A 19,159-nucleotide genomic window follows, 5' to 3' on the forward strand; every position below is an offset into this window, starting at 1 on the left:
GTTCAGACAGCTGGACGAATGCACGGGCCGCTGTAGGTTACACCCATGCTAGACCTGCTGAGCGATATCCTGACACGCCTGTCCCTAAGGGGAACGTTCTACTTCCGAACCTCTTTCACGCCACCCTTCGGTGTCCAGGTGCCGTCCTATCAGAATGTGGCGCGCTTCCACTTTGTGCAACGGGGTGAGTTGAAGGTATTTGTCTCTAGCACAGGCGAAACTGTGCGTCTTAAGCAAGGCGACCTAATCCTGATCTCCCACGGTTCTGCCCATGCATTGTTATGCAACGAGGTCCAACCGGTCGATGCGTTGCCGCTTGAACAAGTGCTGGAGGAGTCGGGCTATCAGGGGGATGGTGTGCTGGTTTATGGCGGTGAAGAGACCGGGCGTGACACTCAGCTGATCTGCGGCCATTTCTCATTCACAGGTCCGCCGGGGCGCCAAGGTACTGGCCATATGCTGATCGACCGCCTGCCGCCTTACATCCTGATCGAGAACTATGGCGAAGAGGCCGGGGCCTGGATCGAAGCCACGCTTCGCATGATCGGGTCTGAGGTTAGCGGTGCGCGGATTGGCGGTGACTTGATCGCACTGAAACTATCGGAAGCGCTGTTTGCGCAGGCGATCCGCGCCCATCTTGAACATCAAAGCCCTACGGATTCGGCCCTTGCGGGGTTTGCTGACCCTCGTATCTCGCGCGCTTTGACTGCATTTCATCAAGCGCCCGCTCAGGAATGGAGCGTTGAGTCTCTGGCGCGCGAGGCGGGGATGTCACGCACTGCCTTCGCGCAGCTTTTTGCTGTGAAGATGGCGACCACGCCAATGCAATATCTGACCGATTGGCGCATGCAAATCGCCTGCCATGGCCTGACCGAGGCGCGCTGGAATGTGGCTGATGCGGCGGCAGAGGTTGGATATGCTTCCGAAGCCGCCTTTTCCCGAGTGTTCAAGAAACAGATCGGCCTATCCCCGGCAGCCTATCGATCGATGCACTGATCGATCAGGTTTCTGAACGATCTGCACCATTTCGCGTACGATCCGGAATTCTGCGACCAACTACCTGCACCTAACTTGGGGCCATACCAACCCAGGAAAGGAAATCGCAATGTCTGTTCGCTTTGTCACTCGCTCCGTCCACGCGTATCTGGACTATCCTGTCGCTATCGCCCTGATGGTGCTGCCCTTCGTGCTTGGACTGGGTCAATCAAATCCGCTGGCTTTGTGGCTGTCTGTCGTCACCGGGGCGGCAGCCTTCGTGCTGACTGTCCTGACGGATCACCACCTCGGCATCTGGCGCGTGTTGCCCTACAAATTTCATCTGGCTGTCGATCTGCTGGTCGGCATTACATTCCTGTTTGCACCCAGCATGTTTGGGTTTTCGGGTCTGGACGCAGCATTCTACTGGCTGAACGGGGCTGCAGTCGTCGCGGTTATCTCGCTCAGCGCACCCGAGCAACGCGTAGCTGCCTGAGCAGTTATCCACAGGGCTTCACAATATCATCGTGATAGTTTCAAGAAACTGAGCCTTCCGTTTTACAAATGGGCGGCTCACTGCGGCTTACCAATCGCGCGCCTTCGAACAGGTGTCCAGACAGGAGAGCCCCCATGACCAAATTCCTTCGCCTCAACCGCCGCATGTTTCTGGCTGGCAGCACCGCTGCCGCAGCCTCGCTGTCGATGCCAGCGATCAGCCGCGCCGCTTCGCGCCCGGTGTTTACCCATGGCGTTCAGTCGGGCGATGTGGACACAAGCTCTGGCATGATCTGGACCCGTACAGATCGCCCGGCGCGCGTGATGATGGAGGTTTCGACCACCGAGAGCTTTTCTGATGCCCGCCAATTACCGCCAATGGATGCCATCCCAAACAGCGACTTTGCGGTTAAGCGTCTTATCGATGGGCTCCCCTCGGATCAGGATATATTCTATCGTTTTGTGGCCGCTGATCTGAGCGATATCAACACCATATCAGAGCCTATTATTGGCCAATTCCGCACCGCGCCGACCGCACGCCGCAATATTCGGTTTGCTTGGTCAGGGGATACCGCCGGTCAGGGCTGGGGCATCGACGACGATGGAATGCGCACCTATGCGACCATGAGCCAGCACCGGCCCGATTTCTTCATCCATTCTGGCGATACGGTTTATGCCGATGGCCCGATGCAGGACGAGGTTGAAAAAGACGGGCAAGTGATCTGGAGGAACGCCACCTTGATTGACGAGAAACGCAAGGTTGCGGAATCGTTGGATGAATTCCGCGCCCAGTGGAAATACAACATGATGGACGAACATGTGCGGGCGATGAATGCGGTATGCCCGACCTTTTTCCAGTGGGATGACCATGAGGTGGTGAACAACTGGTCGGATGCCAAAGACCTGATTTCCGATGACCGGTATTCCGAGAAATCGGTGCATGTTCTGCAAGCCCGCGCGGGTCGTGCCTTTCATGAGATGACGCCGCTGCGGATCACACCGGCTGAACCCGGTCGGGTTTATCGCAAGATATCGTACGGTCCTATGCTGGACGTGTTCTTCCTGGATCTTCGCAGCTATCGCGGCCCGAACGGCCCGGCGATGGAAGATGAGATCACCGACCAGTCCCGCATTCTGGGCGCGGCACAGTTGGATTGGCTAAAGCGCGAGCTTGCAGCATCACAAGCGACCTGGAAAGTCATCGCCTCGGACATGCCGATTGGCTTGATTGTCTGGGACAACTGGAAGGAACAGGCCGGGGCGGAGGCGATCTCGAACGGTGATAGTGGACCAGCCAAGGGGCGCGAGTTAGAGATTGCCGATCTGCTGCGGTTCATCAAAACTGCAGGCGTCACCAACACTGTCTGGTTCACCGCGGACGTGCACTATACCGCGGCGCACTACTATGACCCTGACAAAGCTCAATTCCAAGATTTTGAACCGTTTTGGGAGTTTGTGTCTGGTCCTCTCCACGCGGGAACCTTTGGCCCGAATGCGCTGGATGGCACGTTCGGTCCCGAGGTAAAATTTGTCAAAGCCCCCGCCGAAGGGCAGGGCGTCAACCTTCCCCCAAGCGCTGGTTTGCAGTTCTTTGGTCTGGTCGACATTGATGGCGGCACGCAACAGATGACGGTGCGCCTGATGGATCGTGCAGATACCGAGCTTTGGTCGGTGACTTTGGATCCGCAAGGTCAGTCCATCTGAGACTTGTTTCCCTGTGACTTGCGCCCTCGTTGTTTTTCGAGGGCGTTTTTTCCTTGAAATAATCGACAAAAACAGTCAGATAAAAACCAACGCCGGATTGTACCTCGTCCGGCCATAGGTTTCGGGGTGGTTTGCAGGCATAGCGCGCAACTTGGTGATGGCGTGCCGCCGCTCCGAAAACGACCGCGTAGGGTTCTGGCATGGGCGATCCGCTTGAAGAGATCATTGCACGGCATGACGCTGCAACCGCTTGTGGCTGCAGCTGCTGCGACACTGACTTTGCGGCTTATTTCGACTGCACGAAACGCGAGAACGCGATTTCTGAACGGCCCGAGGACGTGACATTGCCCGAAAACGCCACCAGCCGCACGGATTCGATACGCTATATCTTTGAAAATGTACTTCTAAGGCGCTTCGAATAAGGCAGGTGTGCCCTCACATCCTGCCCGTCACGAAACCCCTTAGTAATCAACGCCACGCTGTGCCTTGATGCCTGATTGGAAAGGGTGTTTTTCTTCGGTCATTTCAGTGACCAGATCGGCATAGTCACGCAGTGCTTGCGGCGCGTCGCGGCCCGTCAGGCAAACGCTAGTCTTATCCGACCGCGCCTTGAGACCGTCTAGTACACGTTCGACCGGCAGGTATTCATACCGCAGCGCGATATTAATCTCGTCCAGCACGACCAGATCATAATCCCCGCCAGCCATCAGATCGCATGCCTTGTCAAAGGCGGCGGTAGCGGCGGCAATATCGCGTTCGCGATCTTGTGTGTCCCAGGTAAAGCCTTCGCCCATCGTGTGCCACGTCACCAGATCGCGGTCTTGAAAGAACCGGCGCTCGCCCGTCTTCCACTTGCCTTTGATGAACTGAACAACGGCAACCTTTTGCCCCCAGCCCAGCGCACGGATCACAACACCAAAGGCGGCCGAGGACTTGCCCTTACCCTTGCCAGTATTGATCAGAACCAGGCCGCGCCCCGGATCGACCGCCTCGGACACTTTCTTGCGGTGCTTGGCCTGCACCTTCTGCATCTTTTCCTTGTGATCCTGCGCGTCGCTCATGGGGCACCCTCGTTGATTGTTCCGCCCAACCTAGGCGAAGTTTGCGAAAGGTAAAGATCAGGCTTTGGGGTCCGTTACCGAACGGGCCTTGCCGCGTTCCAGCCCAAGCTGATGCTCGCGCCAAATCACGACCACATTGCCCGCGATCACCAGAGTAGCCCCCAGCAGAATGGCCAGTGTTGGCAGTTCATCAAACCAGACATAGCCAATGAAGATGGCAAAAAGCATTGTGGTGTAGTCATACGGCGCCAGCATTGAGGCTTGCCCGAACCGATAGGATGAGGTCACCAGAATTTGCGCCACCCCGCCGACAAGGCCCATTGCAATCAGTATTAGAGTCTGATTCAGGGTCGGCATCGTCCATCCCCAGAACGCGGTCAACGAGGAGAGTAGCGTCGCGGTCATCGAAAAATAGAACACGATGGCGGCGGGATGATCGACCTTAACTAGTTGGCGGATATGGATTTGAACAAAGGCGCGGGCCAGCGTTGCGCCCAGGACGCATAGCGCGCCTATGGTTGCGGCCATTTCCATTTGGGTGCTGCCCAGCCGGGGCCAGATCATGATCAAAACCCCCAACAACCCCAGTGCCACAGCGCCGATGCGGATCATGCGAATACGCTCGCCCAGCATGACGGCGGCCAGAATCAGGGTGAAGATCGGGGTGGCATAGCCGATTGCGGTGACCTCGGGCAGCGGCAGCAGGCTGAGGCCGGTAAAGGTCAGGCCCATGGCGCTGGTGCCCAGCACGCCGCGCCAGAAATGACCCATGGGTTTTTTGACCACAAAGCCTTGTGCCAACTCTCCACGCCAGATCAGCCAGGCAATGATCACCGGAACGGCAAAGAGCGAGCGGAAAAAGACCAGTTCACCCGGCGGGAAATCCTCGGACAGGGCTTTGACCAGCGCCGACATCGAGGTGAACAGCACCAGCGCGGCCAGTTTCAGACCCACGGCAAGCATGGGTCGATGCGATGTTAAGGATTGTGCCATGTGCGGCGAACCTGCGCCTTTGGTGCGGAAAGATCAACGACGAGATTGTACCAATTATGCAGATTTCCAGTGATCTGGAACGGGGTGGCCGATTTCCTCTGCCAGGGCCTCAAGATATTCAAGCATCACTGATACACGCGTGGTCGCCAGATCCCGCCCGCCCTGCGTTAGCATCCCCGCCGGAAGATCGAGCAGTTTGATCTTCCAATGGTCGATCGCGAACTTCAGATCGTCCAGATTGCGGTTTTCTGCAAATGGATCATCAAGATCATAAAGCGTCCGGTCCAGAGCACCGGCCACAGTGAAACACCGGGCAATCCCAATTGCCCCAAGCGCATCGAGGCGATCCGCATCGCGCAGGATGCGGGCCTCGGACGAGCGAGGCGGGATATTGGCCGAGTAGCTGTGAGATTCGATGGCATGTTGCGTTGCATGGATCGACGGGTCATCAAAGCCCAAATCGTCCAATATAGACTCTGATACTTGTGCCGATTTACGAGATGCGAGATGCCGGTTCGGATCGTTTTTCGGCAGGTTGACCAGATCGTGCAGATAGCACGCGGCCATGAGAACCTGCATATTGGCCTGATCATCTGCGATAGCCTGTGCGTTGCGCCAGACGCGGTCCAGATGCGCCAGATCATGGGCAGGATCAGCCTGCATGCGCTGCGCGACGATGCCGCGCAGCCGGGTGCGGAGATCAGCCAATATGGCCACGGTTCTCGCCGATCTGGCCGCGATGCAACAGCAGGTGATCCAGGATCACACAGGCCATCATCGCCTCGCCTACCGGCACGGCTCGGATTCCGACGCATGGGTCGTGGCGTCCTTTGGTGATGATCTCGGTTTCCTCGCCGGATTTTGTGATCGTCTTGCGCGTGGTCAAAATCGATGAGGTCGGTTTGACCGCAAAGCGCACCACGATGTCCTGTCCGGTCGAGATGCCGCCCAGAATGCCGCCCGCATGGTTCGAGCTGTATTGGGGGCCGTTCTGGCCCATGAAAATCTCATCTGCATTGGCCTCGCCGGTCAGTTCAGCGGCGGCCATGCCTTCTCCAATTTCAACGCCTTTGACCGCATTGATCGACATCATCGCAGCGGCCAGATCAGTGTCTAACTTAGCGTAAATCGGCGCGCCCAGCCCGGCGGGGACACCGCGCGCGACGACTTCGACAATCGCGCCGACCGAGTTGCCGGACTTGCGCAGGTCGTCCAGATAGGTGGCCCAGTCCTCGGCGGCTTGGGCGTCAGGTGTCCAGAAGGGGTTCTGTTCTATCTGCGACCAGTCGAAATTGGCGTGGTCGATCCTGTGCGGGCCGATCTGGGTCATGTAGCCGGTGATCTGCACATTGGGCGCGATTTGTTTGATCGCTTGGCGCGCCAAGCCTCCGGCAGCGACGCGCGAGGCGGTTTCGCGCGCCGAACTGCGCCCGCCGCCGCGATAGTCGCGGATGCCGTATTTCTGCCAGTAGGTGATATCGGCATGGCCAGGACGAAACTTGTCGATAATATCGCCGTAGTCCTTCGAGCGCTGGTCCGTGTTCTCGATCATCAGCTGAACGGGCGTGCCGGTGGTCTGACCTTCGAACACGCCAGACAGAATTTTCACCTGATCGGGTTCGCGCCGCTGGGTGGTGAATTTGTTCTGCCCTGGTTTGCGCTTGTCGAGCCAGTGTTGGATCATCGCTGCGTCGATTGCCACACCCGGAGGGCAGCCATCAACGGTGGCACCCAATGCGGGCCCATGGCTTTCACCCCAGGTGGTGACGCGGAAGAGGTGTCCAAAGCTGTTCATCGACATGGGGCATGCTCCTTTGAGCGTTGTGATTAGCGGGCACAGGGCTTGGCCTCAAGCGGATTTCGGATAAGGGGGAGGGGGCCAGCCCCCTCTTGAGCCGTTGGCTCAATTCACCCCCGGGATATTTTTGGCCAGATGAAGTGGATCAGGTTTGCGCTTTCAAGGACTGGCGGGTTTTGATGATAGCAAGCGCAGCGTGTGCAGCCTCGCGGCCTTTTTGCACGAAGTGGTCGCGATAGATGGCATTGTGGTGGTCGGTTTCCTGATACTGATGCGGTGTCAATGAGACCGATAGGACGGGGATGCCGCTGTCAAGCCCGGCCCGCATCAGGCCATCAACGACGGCTTGGGCCACAAAATCGTGCCGGTAGATGCCACCATCCACCACGAACGCCGCACAGGCGATTGCAGCGTAGCGTCCGGTTTGGGCCAGATCACGGGCCAGTAGGGGCATTTCGAACGCGCCGGGAACGTCGAAGACATCAACCTGATCGCTGGGGATGAGTTGCAGAAACCCATCCAGTGCACGGTCGACAATATCGGAGTGCCAGTTGGCTTTGATGAAGGCATAGCGGGTGTGTGTCATTCGGACCTCCTGAGTTACAGACACGTCACCCAAGGCGATCACGAGCAGGCGCGCCGCTGGGCGGCACGATGCACGTTCTCTTTCATCCGGACTGTAACCGTCGGCTCTGGCCTCTCACCAGATCTGCTGACACCCCGGACTATGGGGCCGCTCGCGGGCTTACGGATCATTGCCCGCATACCGCCGGTGGGGAATTTCGCCCCGCCCTGAGAACAGATGGGACCTTGCATAGAACCCACCTGATCTGCAAGAGATTTGACAGGAGGAGATTCATGCATCCCAATCCCGCATTTCGCGCTGAAGACCGCGCCCGGCATATCACCTTTGCCCGTGACCGTGGCTTTGGCGTTTTGGCTGTTTCAGGCGATGCCGCGCCGATCATGAGCCACGTCCCGTTTTTGCTGGACGAGACTGGTGAGCTGGCCGAGTTGCATCTGGTGCGGTCGAACCCGATTGTCAGGCTGCTCAAGGAACCGCGCACTGTGCGGATCGCAGTGACGGGGCCGGATGCGTATATCTCGCCCGACTGGTATGGGGTGGATGATCAAGTGCCAACCTGGAACTATGTGGCGGTTCATCTGATCGGTCGCCTTGAGTTACGCCCGCAGGAGGAATTGTTGGATCTGCTGAACCGGCAATCTGCGTTCTACGAACAGAAGCTGCTGCCGAAACCCCCTTGGGTCACGGGTAAGATGTCAGAGGATGCTTTAACCCGGATGATGCGGATGATCGTGCCTTGCCGGATGCAGGTTGAGGATATTCAGGGCACCTGGAAACTGGGCCAGAACAAGCCGGATGAGGTGCGGCGCGCTGCGGCGGATCAGGTGGCGGCTGGGTTTGGCGCTGAAACCGATCAGCTGGCCGCGCTGATGCGTGAGGTGTAGAAGACCCTGTCTAGAGTCTATTTTTTCTCAAAAAACAGGATCACCTCACCAATGCGGACGCCAAAGCGCGAGACATAGGCGCGGTTCAGCAAGCGGTCATCCTCCAGCAGCCACATCCAGTCATCGAACTTCACACGCATGGTGCCATCTTTGATCGGCAGGTCGATCTTGTATTTCCAGTTGAACGTATCGCCCCGCTCGATTCCTTCGGCAGTGCCAAGCACACCGGGGGCGGTGCCGGTCCAGGTATCGGCACCGGTTTTTGTCAGGGTCCAGATACGCTGTTCGGTTGCGCCGTCGTCATAGACGAAATCCTCGACCAAGGTCAGCGTTTCTCCGTCCCAGGTTCCGTCGATATCGACAGAGAAACGACGCGGGACGTTGCCGAGGATGTCCTGAAACTGACCATAAGCGACGGTTTTGCCTTCGAAAAACTCCTCAAGGTTCAGCTCGCGATCTGACAGGAAGGTCTTTGGCACGCGGGGCTTGGCCGAGCATGCGGCCAGAAACACAAGGCACGCGATGGCGGCAAAGGTGATGACAAAGCGGGCGCGGATCATTGCAGTGGTCTTTCCGCAGCCTTGGCATCATAGCCATTTGCACCGTTCAGATGCGCGGTCTTGACCTCGGGCGCGGGGCGCATCGTGGCGACCAGCTCGGCCACTTTGATGCCGAACTTGCGCATTTCCGAGCGGTTCATGATCGCGCCATTTTCCGTCAGGTACATCCAGTCGGTCACATCCAGCGTGTGCCCGCCTGCATCTTCGGGCAGGATGATCCGATAGGTCAGTTTGACGGTCGAGCCCGAGATTTCTCCCTTTCCTTCACCGACAATGTCATCTGCCGTGGCGATGAACGTGTTGCCGGTGCCCAGCGTCAGATACCATTTGCGGGTCATCTGCTTGCCGTTAGAATAGGTGAACCACTCGGCCAGTGTGCCCGAGTTGCCATCCCATTCGCCGACCATGCGGGCGACAAAGCTGTTCGACATCTTGCCATTCGGGCCATAGATCAGGCCTTCGGACAGGATTTCGCCATTCAGGTGTTTTTTCAGCGAGAAGTTGGGGCCCGTGGACGCATAATCGGCAGGCGATTGTGAGCGAAAGCTGAGGAAACGCCCCTTGGCTGCTAAAACAGCGAGGATGGCGAGAAGAAACACAATAAGCGTCTTCATTTGGCTGAAACCTCCGTGGGCAGTGTCAAAACCATCCCGAATGCGCCAAGCTTGAGGATGCAGGGCAGTACGGCATAGGCGAGGTTGAGTGTTTTCAAAGCCTCGACACTATTGGTTTGACCGGGTGTAAAGCCGCTGCGCTCGAGCAGTGGCAGAGTGAAAAAGGCAGCGAGCGCGAGGCCCAGCTTGCCGGCAAAAGACCAGATGCCAAACGCGGCCGAGGCGTTCAGCCCCGCGCGAGTCAGCACAACGGAAAACATGGCGGGCAGGACAACCATATCCGCCCCAAGCGCGGCACCGGACGCGATGCAGATGATGGCGAAGCCAACCAACGCTCCAGCGTCCAGACTGGCCGCTCCGATAAACCCTGCGATGGACAAGGGCATGGCAATAATCAGAGTCTTTTTCGGGCCGATCCGGTTGCTGAGCTTGGCCCAAAGCGGCACACTTGCACCGGCGCTCAGGAAGAACAGGATCAGCAGCGGGCCCGCTTTGCCGGGCAGTTGCAGGCGATCTTCGACAAAGAACAGGAACAGGGTGGATGTGATGGCGACCGGCAGGCTATTGACCAGTGCCAATGCCAGCAGGCGCAGCGCTCCGGCCTGACCGAGGCCTGCGAAGGACAGGCCCTGACCGGTGATCGGGGTACGTCGCCAGATTGGGATCGTCACGATCAGGGTCAGCAACGCCAGCAAGCCCAGAAACAGGCCAAAGGCGGGGTATCCTTGTGCGGAAGCGCCCAAGGCCACGAACAAGGCCGGGGCGCTGGCGGCGATCACGACGCCTGTCAATTGCCCGCCTTCGCGGTAGGCGGCGAGTGTCATCAGCTCTTTGGCATCGGCCTTTTTCGCAAGCGTCGCGCTGCGACCATATAAAAGGATCGTACCGAGGCTGTAGGCCGAGAACAGCAGGATCAGGACCACGATCAGGGCCGTGACACTTGCGCCTTCCGGCAGGCCAAACAGCAAGGGAAAGCCGATGGCCAATCCCAACGCGGCCAAAGCTGCGAACAGAAGCTGCCCTCCCGGCCAGCGGTCGATGGCCCAGCCGATCAGCGGGTCCTGAACCAGATCGACCAGTCGGATCACCAGAAGGACCGTGCCAATCACCCCAAGACCAATGCCCAAGTTCACCGCCGCAAAGCGTGGCAGGTGAATGTAAAGCGGGATACCCGCCGCAGCGAGCATCAGCGCGTACAGGCTGACACGGGGGTACAGCATCACTGGCCCTTCAAGCTTTGCGTAAAGCTGGCCGAGCGGGTGTTGTCGCCCAAAAAGATCGACATGAAGGACTTCTTGATGTCGTTGCTCGCCAATGTGCAGGTCTGGGTACCATTCCGCCAGAAGCCGACCTTGTTTGGCCCTTCCGAGATCGCCAGATAGCTGTCGCCCTTGCTGACAGCCTGAAAGCACTTTTCAAGCTGTGCCTGCGTGGGCTGCGGATTGCCCTGGCGGGCCATTTCTTCCAGCGTCGATTCTACCAGCGCCTTTTGTTTCAGGTTTTTGCGGTAAGTCAGCTTCAGGCCAAAATCCTCGCTCCAATTGAACGCGGCCCCGCCGGGTGTGTAGAGTTTTGCGTCATAGAGCGGCAGGCCAAGGAACCGGAAGGTCCCGCTGCCGATCTGCTTGGGGTCTTGCAATTCGCTCGACAGCGGATCAGCCGCCAGCCCACCTGGGGCCAGCAGCGTCAAGGACAGAAGCCCCGCGCGCCACAGGCGCCTATTCAGCCGCAACCGCAGGGATGGCCGGGTCTTGTTCCAAAGTGCCATGGTCAGCTCCGATCGTTAGCGGGGTGCCCTTGATGCGATCCACAACATGCATCGCGCTGGCAATCCCGTCTTCGTGAAACCCGTGCCGGTTATACGCTCCGGCAAACCAGGTCCGGTTCTGTCCCTGCATCTCGCGGATTTGCCCTTGTGCCTTCAGGGCGGCCTTGTCGAACACCGGGTGGGCAAATTCGACCTGATCATAGATTTTATCCGCGGAAATCTCTGATGACGCGTTCAACGTCACGAACAGCGGATCGCTGTCCGGTATGTTTTGCAGCCGGTTCATCCAGTAAGTGACACCAACGTTTCCGGCTTGTGAGCGATAGGTCCAGCTGGACCAGCAGGCACGACGCTTGGGCATTTGGCTGGGATCGCAATGTAGAATGGCGCTGTTGGGCTGATAGCGGATCGCTTCCAATGCTGCAGCTTCGGCGGTCGTGGCATTGTCGCCCAGAATGGCGCGAGACTGGTCGGAATGAGTGGCCAGAATGATCTCATCAAACTGGTCGATATGTCCCTGGCTTGTCACCGAAACGCCCATGTCGTCGCGCTGAACGTGATCGACCGGGGCAGCCAGTCGAATATCGCAGCCCCGTTCGCGCAGGGCGGCATCGATGCGGCGCACATATTCGATGCTGCCACCTTTGACCGTATACCACTGATGCTGATTGGCACGGCCACTGGCCAGCAAAGCATGGTTGCGGAAGAATTGTACCAGCGAGCGCGCCGGGAACTGATCGACAAACTCCACCGGGGTCGACCAGATCGCGCCGCACATCGGCATCAGATAGTTGTGGCGGAACCAATGGCCCAGACGCATCTGATCCACCAACTCTCCGATTGTGGTGTCATCATCCTTGGCAGCCTCGGGTGCTTCTTTGCTGAACCGCAGGATGTCGGCGATCATCTTGTAGTAGGATGGACGCGCCAGATTGCGTTTCTGCGCGGTCAGCGTACGCAGGTTGTTCAGCCCGTATTCGATCCGGCCATTGTCGATGGTTGCACCAAAACTCATTTCGGATTTGACAACCGGCACGTTCAACTCGTCAAACAGCTTGGTCAGATAGGGGTAGGTCGCATAGTTGAAGACGATGAACCCGGTATCGACAGGCTGATCGCCATTCTTGCCAGCCATGACGGTACGTGCATGCCCACCCAACCGAGGTTCGGCCTCGTAAATAGTGATGTCGTGATCTTCTGACAGATAATAGGCTGCGGATAGACCGGAAATGCCTGCACCTACGATTGCGATTTTCTTGCGTTCGCCTCGCGTTTCGTCGAACATGTGATCCCCTTAGTGCGACATTTTACAAGGGGATACGTAGCAGGTTTGATGTCGGATCAATCAGATTAGATTATTTTCCATGCTGCTCTATATTGTGACTTCTGCGCCGAATTTCCTGCATGGCGGCGTGATCCAGCACCCGTGCCCGCCCGTAAAATAAGCATCAGATCACAATACGGCCCAGACATGAGCAGCTTTGATGGAAAAACCTATTGGATCGTGGGCGCCAGCGAGGGCCTGGGCCGCGCGTTGGCCGAGGCGCTCAGCCGCCGGGGTGCGCATCTGATTCTGTCGGCGCGCAATGCGGATCGGCTGGCTGATATCTGCGCAAGCCTGCCCAATGCCCGCGCGGTTCCTTTTGACGTCACCGATCTGGATGCCGTGCGCCGTGCTGTGGCAGAGGTCGGTGCGGTCGACGGGCTGGTTTACAATGCCGGGGCCTACGAGCCGATGCGCAGCGCCGATTGGGATACCGAGGCGGTACTGGCCATGACGGATGTGAATTACACCGGTGCCCTTCGGGTTCTGGGTGAAACGGTGCCGTCTTTCGTGCGTACAGGCCGCGGCGATATCACGTTGATCGGGTCTCTGTCTGGCTATCGTGGGTTGCCCGCGGCCGTGGGCTATGCGGCCAGCAAGGCGGCTTTGGTGTCGCTGGCGGAAACCATGCGCTTTGATCTTGCGGGTACCGGGGTCACAGTGCGCATCGTTAATCCGGGCTTCATCAAGACCCGTCTGACCGAGAAGAACAATTTCAAGATGCCTATGTTGATGACGGCTGAGGATGCGGCAGATCGTGTGATCAAAGCGATGTCGCGCCGTCGTTTCCGTACCGATTTCCCGGCCCCGTTTTCATGGGTCATCCGGTTGTTGGACTACCTGCCGGATTGGTTGATCTATCGCGGGAAATAGCGTTGATCCAGGATCAGCCGCAAGTCAGGCGTTGGATCACTCCGGTATCATCCACAAACACATTCAGTCGGTCGATCCGATAATCCTGGGTTGCAATGTCGTTTGGTGCCAGCACGCGACTGCGTTCGGGCAAATCAGCCTGAATGGTTGAAACCGGCTGGCCAATGGTCTCGGCAAATGGATCGCCCTGACAAAAGGCCAGATCGACCGGCGCGGCCTCTGGCTCAATCGGAATATCTTCGGGTGGGGGTGGTTCGGAACAGGCCGCCAGAAGGACTAGGATCGGAAAAAATCGGTGCATTGGCGTTCCTCATTCGGGCAATGTCGTTTCTTCAATATCAAAAGTTTAGCCAGTCTGTCATGAATGCACAGTTGAAAGAACCCTGTTTTTGACGCAGGGTTTGGACAAACAAGACTGGGAGACAAGCACTATGCGCACCCGTGCAGCCGTCGCCGTTCAGGCTGGCAAGCCTTTGGAAATTATGGATGTGAACCTCGAAGGCCCCAAGGCGGGTGAGGTTCTGGTTGAGATCAAGGCTACCGGCATTTGCCACACAGATGAATTCACCCTTTCGGGAGCCGATCCCGAGGGCCTGTTCCCCGCTATTCTGGGCCATGAAGGCGCAGGTGTGGTGGTCGAGGTCGGGCCGGGCGTGACCAGCCTGAAACCCGGCGATCATGTAATCCCGCTATATACCCCCGAATGTCGTGAGTGCGAATACTGCCTGCATCCTAAAACGAACCTGTGTCAGGCGATCCGTGAGACCCAAGGCAAGGGCCTGATGCCCGATGGCACGTCGCGATTCTCGACTTTGGATGGTGATCCGATCCTGCACTACATGGGTTGCTCGACCTTCTCGAACCACACGGTTCTGCCCGAAATTGCGCTAGCCAAAGTGCGCGAGGACGCACCGTTTGACAAGATTTGCTACATCGGCTGCGGCGTGACCACCGGTATCGGTGCGGTGATCAACACCGCCAAGGTCGAACTGGGTAGCCGTGCCATTGTATTCGGTCTGGGCGGGATCGGCCTGAACGTGATCCAGGGTCTGCGTCTGGCCGGGGCCGATCAGATCGTGGGCGTCGATCTGAACCCGTCGAAAGTGGAAATGGCGACCAAGTTCGGCATGACCGATTTCGTAAACCCAAAAGAGGTTGAAGGCGATCTTGTTCCCTACCTGGTGAACCTGACCAAGGGCGGCGCGGATTACACATTCGATGCCACCGGCAATGTCGGTGTGATGCGCGACGCGTTGGAATCGGCGCATAAGGGCTGGGGTGAATCGATCATCATCGGCGTGGCACCTGCCGGTGCCGAGATTTCGACCCGTCCGTTCCAGCTAGTCACCGGCCGCTCGTGGCGCGGCACGGCCTTTGGCGGCGCGCGGGGCCGGACAGATGTGCCCAAAATCGTCGACTGGTACATGGACGGCAAGATCGAGATCGATCCGATGATCACCCACACCATGGGTCTGGACGACATCAACCACGGCTTCGACCTGATGCACAAGGGTGAAAGCATCCGGTCGGTGGTTGTGTACTAAGACACCACGCTTACTAATCTTGAGAATGGCGCGCTGGTTGGCGCGCCGTTTTTCATTCCCCTGGCCGTGTCGCCCCCGTATCCGACCGAGGCGACCGTACCCGCAATACCGGAGTGTTCGCGGATGTGGTGTTCGACCGGCTCTCGCGCCAGACTACAAAAACACCGGACGCGATGATGATACTTGCCCCGACGGCGACCCAGCCGTCTGGGCGCTCGCCAAAGAAGATCATGCCGAACAAAGTGGCCCAGATGATCTGACTGTATTGGCTGGGCGCGACGACCCCGGCGGGCGCGGCGCGGTAGGCGAGTATGATCAGATGTTGCGCGATGACCGAAAACACACCAACCAGCGCCATCATTGCCAGATGCAGCAGCGAAGGTGGCTGATAGACGGCGGGTTGCATCAGGCTCATGACCAGAATGGCCAACAACATGGGGTATAGGATCAGGACGGCGGACCGCTCCTCATTCCCGATCTTGCGCACCAGAACAGACCCAAACGCGCTACAAAACGCGGCAGTCAAGGCGGCCAGGTGGCCCAGTGTGATGTCAGTTGAGCCGGGTCTTAGAACGATCAAAACACCGATCAAGCCAACGCCGACCGCGGCCCAGCGCTGGGCTCTTACGACCTCTCCCAGTATCGGGATCGACAGGACGGTGACGATCAAAGGGAAGGAAAACAGCAGCGAATAGACCTCGGCCAGTGGCAGCACCGAAAACGCGTAGAAGGCGCAGACCATGGATGTGACCATCAGGGCTGAGCGCAGCAGCACCAGCCAAGGATGGTGCGGCAGAAAATTCCCGGTGGTCCGGTCAGTCAGGATTGTCACTGCCATGGGCACAAAGGAGAACAGAGTGGCGAAAAAGATGATCTGCATCACCGAATAAGTCCCGCCCAGCACTTTGATCAATGCGTCATGGCTGGCAAAAACCGCGAATCCTAGAAACGCGAAACCAAGTCCCCGAAGGGTGGTATTCTGAGTGCTCATCGCTGTGGCCTCGGGTGATGTCGGTGTGGTGGCACAATGCCGCTCAGCGCAAAAAGGGCTGTCTTGGCCCTGAGTAAACCCAATTGACCAGCCCGCATAGCCCCTATTTTACCGCTAACAGTGCAAAGCTGCCATGTCTTGAGATCAACGCAGGATTGGTGGCGCATCCTTGGGCTGACGCGCCGACTGCACCCCGGCCTTCATCCCCACCCCGATGCGTCGTGCCAGGGCGACCCAAGGTGTCGCGGTCTCGGATGGCAACGTCTGGGTTGCAACCTCTTCGAACAGATCCAGCCAGTGGGCAAACATCTCGGATTTCACCTCTGGCCGTTCAATATGAACCCGCTGCGGATTGCCGTCATACCCGCGCTCATACAGGATCGCATTGCGCCAGAATGAGGCGATCTTTTCCTCATGCGCGGGCCAGTCATCGACATGTTGCGCAAAAACGGGACCCAGTACCGGGTCGGTTCTGACACGGGCATAAAAGGCGCACACTTGCGCATTGATCTGATCAGACGTGGCCGGAAAACGCGGCGGCAGGACGGGTCGGGTCATAGTGTTTTGGTCCTAGCGGGCTTTCCGGCGGTTCTACAGGCGTGGTTTTGTCGCGCTTATCCTTACGGCCAACGGCGACGTGCGATTTGCGCAGGAATCGGGTCGCGCGGCGTGGTCACGATTGGGCATGGTCCGGAAAACCGGAGGATTGATATGTTCAAAATCACTGCATTGCCCACTGACGAAGTCCGCACACTGCAACAGGGTGGTCCGGATGACTATGGAGCCACGCCAGAGCACGCTGTTTCAACCGGCGCAGGCAATCCCTGCCGTCATTGTCTGCAAAACATACCCGAAGGGGCGCCGATGCTGGTTCTGGCGCACAGGCCCTTTGCCGCAACGCATCCTTATGCGGAAACCGGGCCGATATTTTTGTGTGCCGAACCTTGCGAGCGCTATGAAGGGGATAAATTGCCTGAGATTCTGACCAGCTCTCCTGACTATTTAATCAAGGGATACGGGCAGGATGATCGGATCGTTTATGGCACCGGAGCTATCACCCCCACGGATCAGATTGGTGCAAAGGTCAAAGATATCTTTGACCGCCCCGATGTGGCCTATATCCACGTCCGATCTGCGCGCAACAACTGCTATCAAGCGCGGATCGACCGAGGCTAAGGCTGGTTCTAAGCAGCGCTTACGACGCCCGAGCCTGAGAAGAGGTCAGCGCAAGGAACACATCCTCAAGATCAGCCTCCTCGGTGCGCACATCGCGGATGCGGATACCCGCAGCGCGAACGGATTCCAGTACCTGCTCGGCACTGGTCTGGGCGCTGCGATACTGCAGCAGCAGGCTGCCATCGTCGCGCAATGCGGCCTCGACCCCGTCAGTAGATGGAAGGTCCGCAACCGGGATATCGGGCATGATCACCATGGTGCGTCGGTCCATGCGGCCCAGCAAATTGGCGGTGCTGTCCTGAGTGATCTTCTCACCATGGTTGATGATGGCGATCTGATCACACATTTCCTGCGCTTCTTCCAGGTAATGCGTGGTCAGGATGATCGTCATCCCCTGCTCGTTAAGCTTGCGCACGTTGCTCCAGAGCATCTGGCGCAATTCGATATCGACACCCGCAGTAGGTTCATCCAGAACCAAAATCCTGGGGTGATGCACAAGCGCTTTAGCCAACAACAACCGCCGCCGCATCCCGCCTGACAGCGTGCGAGCATAGGCCTCGGCCTTATCGCTAAGCCCGACGAGTTCCAGAATCTCATCGCTGCGGCGCTGGGCCTTGGGCACGCCATAAAGGCCAGCCTGCACCTCCAACGCGCCACGGGGCGTAAAGAACGGGTCCAGGTTCAGCTCTTGTGGCATTACTCCAATGGCGGCGCGCGACTGGCGTGGGTTCTGATCCTGATCGAAGCCCCAGATCGATACCTTTCCGGACGTTTTGATCACCAGTCCGGCCAGAATGTTGATCAAGGTCGATTTACCCGCGCCGTTCGGCCCCAAAAGCCCAAAAACCGAGCCGCTGGGAATGGTCAGGTCAATCCCTTTCAGTGCGTGCTTCTCGGGCTGACCCTTGCTTGCCCGATAGGTCTTGCGCAGACCTTCGATCCTGATTGCCGCATCGCTCATGTGGCTCTTGCCCCCGGATTGCTCATCGCTCATAAACGCACCTAATGCATGCCCGCGAGGCCGACAACCAGTGAAGGATCGCCAGCCGTGACCATCGAAGCGCCGGAAACCAAGATCGTCGAAACCACCCGCGTCGCTTGTGACGGCGGCGAAGGTGCGCTGGGCCATCCGCGCGTCTGGCTGCAAATCCCCGAAGATACCGGCTGGGTCGAGTGCCCCTATTGCGACTGCAAATATGTTCTGAAAGGCACAGAGCAGGGCTGATTGCCCGCCCAATCGGGTTTCGCCCAAATCTCGCCGTGTTTTTTATGCTATTTCGGTAGTGCATACAGCGTAGGCGAACGTGATGACCGACATTGCACCCAATGACTCTGCCAACCCGATTTTCGGTTGGATCGGCTTTTGCATTGCCTCTTTGACGCTGTTTGCTGCCTTGTTCGTCTTTTGGGCTGGACCCTTCGCGCCTCAGCAATCCGCGGGCGTGTCGCTGGGTGAGCTGGCGGCTCAAATCGGTAAATCCACCCTGCGATCTGCGGCAGGGCTGGAGCAGCCAGAGCCTGTTGCGCGTGCGCGCGATCTGGATGATTTCCTGCAGATTGGCGTGGCCATGCTGGGTGCGCTGGCAGTTGTTCTGTCGGTTGTCGGTCTCCTGCGTCACGAAAGGCGCCGCCCTGCCATTGCCGGGATTGCGGTTGGCGTCGGCGCAATCCTGTTCCAGTTCTTTGCCTTCGCGTTTTTTGCCTTCCTTGGTGTTTTGATCATTATGGCTTTGCTCAACAGCTTTTCGGACGTTTTCAGCGGCCTCTTCGGCGGTTAGCCCAAGTTCAAGACTGGTCACCCGACCGACCCTGT

The 19,159-nt window shown here is 58.1% G+C and carries 24 protein-coding genes and 1 riboswitch; of the genes, 10 read left to right on the plus strand and 14 right to left on the minus strand.

The annotated features are described in order from the left end of the window. The first annotated feature begins 45 nt into the window (after positions 1 to 45). From ABLN87_RS07285 to ABLN87_RS07300, 4 genes are all read left to right on the plus strand, one after another. The gene (locus tag ABLN87_RS07285) at positions 46 to 996 is read left to right on the plus strand and encodes an AraC family transcriptional regulator (protein WP_353008636.1); all 951 of its coding nucleotides are present in this window, start codon (positions 46 to 48) and stop codon (positions 994 to 996) included. A gap of 109 nt (positions 997 to 1,105) precedes the next feature. After that, positions 1,106 to 1,471, plus strand: a complete 366-nt coding sequence (locus tag ABLN87_RS07290) for an SPW repeat domain-containing protein (protein ID WP_353008637.1) — start codon at positions 1,106 to 1,108, stop codon at positions 1,469 to 1,471. A gap of 134 nt (positions 1,472 to 1,605) precedes the next feature. Next, the gene (locus ABLN87_RS07295) at positions 1,606 to 3,174 is read left to right on the plus strand and encodes an alkaline phosphatase D family protein (RefSeq protein ID WP_353008638.1); all 1,569 of its coding nucleotides are present in this window, start codon (positions 1,606 to 1,608) and stop codon (positions 3,172 to 3,174) included. A gap of 200 nt (positions 3,175 to 3,374) precedes the next feature. Next, entirely contained in the window at positions 3,375 to 3,596 is a 222-nt protein-coding gene (locus ABLN87_RS07300) for a hypothetical protein (RefSeq protein WP_353008639.1), read from the plus strand. A gap of 39 nt (positions 3,597 to 3,635) precedes the next feature. Here the strand turns inward: ABLN87_RS07300 and cobO are convergent, their stop codons facing one another. The 5 genes from cobO to ABLN87_RS07325 form a co-directional block, all read right to left on the minus strand. Beyond that, a complete protein-coding gene (gene cobO, locus ABLN87_RS07305) occupies positions 3,636 to 4,235 on the minus strand; it encodes a cob(I)yrinic acid a,c-diamide adenosyltransferase (protein WP_353008640.1) in 600 nt (199 codons plus the stop codon). A gap of 57 nt (positions 4,236 to 4,292) precedes the next feature. Then, positions 4,293 to 5,228, minus strand: a complete 936-nt coding sequence (locus tag ABLN87_RS07310; RefSeq protein WP_353008642.1) for a DMT family transporter — start codon at positions 5,226 to 5,228, stop codon at positions 4,293 to 4,295. 54 nt (positions 5,229 to 5,282) lie between these two features. Further along, a complete protein-coding gene (locus tag ABLN87_RS07315; RefSeq protein WP_353008643.1) occupies positions 5,283 to 5,945 on the minus strand; it encodes an HD domain-containing protein in 663 nt (220 codons plus the stop codon). Beyond that, positions 5,929 to 7,029 (minus strand): chorismate synthase, encoded by a 1,101-nt coding sequence (aroC, locus tag ABLN87_RS07320; protein WP_353008645.1) that lies wholly within the window; start codon positions 7,027 to 7,029, stop codon positions 5,929 to 5,931. The genes ABLN87_RS07315 and aroC overlap by 17 nt, the downstream gene beginning before the upstream one ends. 142 nt (positions 7,030 to 7,171) lie before the next feature. Next, positions 7,172 to 7,612: a 6,7-dimethyl-8-ribityllumazine synthase gene (locus tag ABLN87_RS07325; RefSeq protein ID WP_353008646.1), complete on the minus strand. Its 441-nt coding sequence runs from the start codon at positions 7,610 to 7,612 to the stop codon at positions 7,172 to 7,174. A gap of 70 nt (positions 7,613 to 7,682) precedes the next feature. Then, positions 7,683 to 7,830, minus strand: a riboswitch (FMN riboswitch). A gap of 54 nt (positions 7,831 to 7,884) precedes the next feature. Between ABLN87_RS07325 and ABLN87_RS07330 the strand changes: the two genes are divergently transcribed. Then, positions 7,885 to 8,496 (plus strand): FMN-binding negative transcriptional regulator, encoded by a 612-nt coding sequence (locus ABLN87_RS07330; RefSeq protein WP_353008647.1) that lies wholly within the window; start codon positions 7,885 to 7,887, stop codon positions 8,494 to 8,496. Between the two features lie 17 nt (positions 8,497 to 8,513). Here ABLN87_RS07330 and ABLN87_RS07335 read toward each other — a convergent pair whose 3' ends face one another. Genes ABLN87_RS07335 through ABLN87_RS07355 form a run of 5 tightly spaced genes read right to left on the minus strand, consistent with a single transcriptional unit; the run spans position 8,514 to position 12,723 of the window. After that, positions 8,514 to 9,056: a DUF3833 domain-containing protein gene (locus ABLN87_RS07335; RefSeq protein ID WP_353008648.1), complete on the minus strand. Its 543-nt coding sequence runs from the start codon at positions 9,054 to 9,056 to the stop codon at positions 8,514 to 8,516. Next, positions 9,053 to 9,670 (minus strand): DUF3833 domain-containing protein, encoded by a 618-nt coding sequence (locus ABLN87_RS07340; protein ID WP_353008650.1) that lies wholly within the window; start codon positions 9,668 to 9,670, stop codon positions 9,053 to 9,055. Before ABLN87_RS07340 ends, ABLN87_RS07335 begins: the two co-directional genes overlap by 4 nt. Continuing rightward, entirely contained in the window at positions 9,667 to 10,890 is a 1,224-nt protein-coding gene (locus ABLN87_RS07345) for an MFS transporter (RefSeq protein WP_353008651.1), read from the minus strand. The genes ABLN87_RS07340 and ABLN87_RS07345 overlap by 4 nt, the downstream gene beginning before the upstream one ends. Then, positions 10,890 to 11,438, minus strand: coding sequence for a hypothetical protein (locus ABLN87_RS07350; protein ID WP_353008652.1), 549 nt, complete (start codon positions 11,436 to 11,438; stop codon positions 10,890 to 10,892). The genes ABLN87_RS07345 and ABLN87_RS07350 overlap by 1 nt, the downstream gene beginning before the upstream one ends. Then, positions 11,389 to 12,723 carry an NAD(P)/FAD-dependent oxidoreductase gene (locus ABLN87_RS07355; RefSeq protein WP_353008654.1) on the minus strand — a complete coding sequence of 445 codons (1,335 nt, stop codon included), beginning with the start codon at positions 12,721 to 12,723 and terminating at the stop codon, positions 11,389 to 11,391. Before ABLN87_RS07355 ends, ABLN87_RS07350 begins: the two co-directional genes overlap by 50 nt. A gap of 186 nt (positions 12,724 to 12,909) precedes the next feature. Here ABLN87_RS07355 and ABLN87_RS07360 point away from each other — a divergent pair, with 186 nt between their 5' ends. After that, complete coding sequence (locus tag ABLN87_RS07360) at positions 12,910 to 13,635, plus strand: SDR family NAD(P)-dependent oxidoreductase (protein ID WP_353008655.1); 726 nt, start codon at positions 12,910 to 12,912, stop codon at positions 13,633 to 13,635. 13 nt (positions 13,636 to 13,648) lie between these two features. Here ABLN87_RS07360 and ABLN87_RS07365 read toward each other — a convergent pair whose 3' ends face one another. After that, entirely contained in the window at positions 13,649 to 13,936 is a 288-nt protein-coding gene (locus ABLN87_RS07365) for an I78 family peptidase inhibitor (RefSeq protein ID WP_353008656.1), read from the minus strand. A 130-nt stretch (positions 13,937 to 14,066) separates the two neighbouring features. Here ABLN87_RS07365 and ABLN87_RS07370 point away from each other — a divergent pair, with 130 nt between their 5' ends. Beyond that, positions 14,067 to 15,179 carry an S-(hydroxymethyl)glutathione dehydrogenase/class III alcohol dehydrogenase gene (locus ABLN87_RS07370; RefSeq protein WP_353008658.1) on the plus strand — a complete coding sequence of 371 codons (1,113 nt, stop codon included), beginning with the start codon at positions 14,067 to 14,069 and terminating at the stop codon, positions 15,177 to 15,179. A 52-nt stretch (positions 15,180 to 15,231) separates the two neighbouring features. Here the strand turns inward: ABLN87_RS07370 and ABLN87_RS07375 are convergent, their stop codons facing one another. Together ABLN87_RS07375 and ABLN87_RS07380 are read right to left on the minus strand one after the other, a co-directional pair. Then, on the minus strand, positions 15,232 to 16,170 hold the full coding sequence (locus ABLN87_RS07375; protein WP_353008660.1) for a DMT family transporter: 939 nt from the start codon (positions 16,168 to 16,170) through the stop codon (positions 15,232 to 15,234). A 144-nt stretch (positions 16,171 to 16,314) separates the two neighbouring features. Beyond that, positions 16,315 to 16,728, minus strand: coding sequence for a group III truncated hemoglobin (locus ABLN87_RS07380; RefSeq protein ID WP_353008661.1), 414 nt, complete (start codon positions 16,726 to 16,728; stop codon positions 16,315 to 16,317). Positions 16,729 to 16,881: 153 nt separating this feature from the next. Here ABLN87_RS07380 and ABLN87_RS07385 point away from each other — a divergent pair, with 153 nt between their 5' ends. Beyond that, complete coding sequence (locus ABLN87_RS07385; protein WP_353008663.1) at positions 16,882 to 17,346, plus strand: DUF1203 domain-containing protein; 465 nt, start codon at positions 16,882 to 16,884, stop codon at positions 17,344 to 17,346. 19 nt (positions 17,347 to 17,365) lie between these two features. Here the strand turns inward: ABLN87_RS07385 and ABLN87_RS07390 are convergent, their stop codons facing one another. Further along, entirely contained in the window at positions 17,366 to 18,307 is a 942-nt protein-coding gene (locus tag ABLN87_RS07390; protein ID WP_353009258.1) for an ABC transporter ATP-binding protein, read from the minus strand. Positions 18,308 to 18,394: 87 nt separating this feature from the next. Between ABLN87_RS07390 and ABLN87_RS07395 the strand changes: the two genes are divergently transcribed. Both ABLN87_RS07395 and ABLN87_RS07400 read left to right on the plus strand, forming a co-directional pair. Beyond that, entirely contained in the window at positions 18,395 to 18,571 is a 177-nt protein-coding gene (locus ABLN87_RS07395) for a zinc-finger domain-containing protein (protein WP_170533977.1), read from the plus strand. A gap of 82 nt (positions 18,572 to 18,653) precedes the next feature. Beyond that, complete coding sequence (locus tag ABLN87_RS07400; RefSeq protein WP_353008665.1) at positions 18,654 to 19,124, plus strand: hypothetical protein; 471 nt, start codon at positions 18,654 to 18,656, stop codon at positions 19,122 to 19,124. The last annotated feature ends 35 nt before the right edge of the window (positions 19,125 to 19,159 follow it).

The organism is Ruegeria sp. SCP10 (genome assembly GCF_040329495.1).
Classification (GTDB): Bacteria; Pseudomonadota; Alphaproteobacteria; order Rhodobacterales; family Rhodobacteraceae; genus Ruegeria.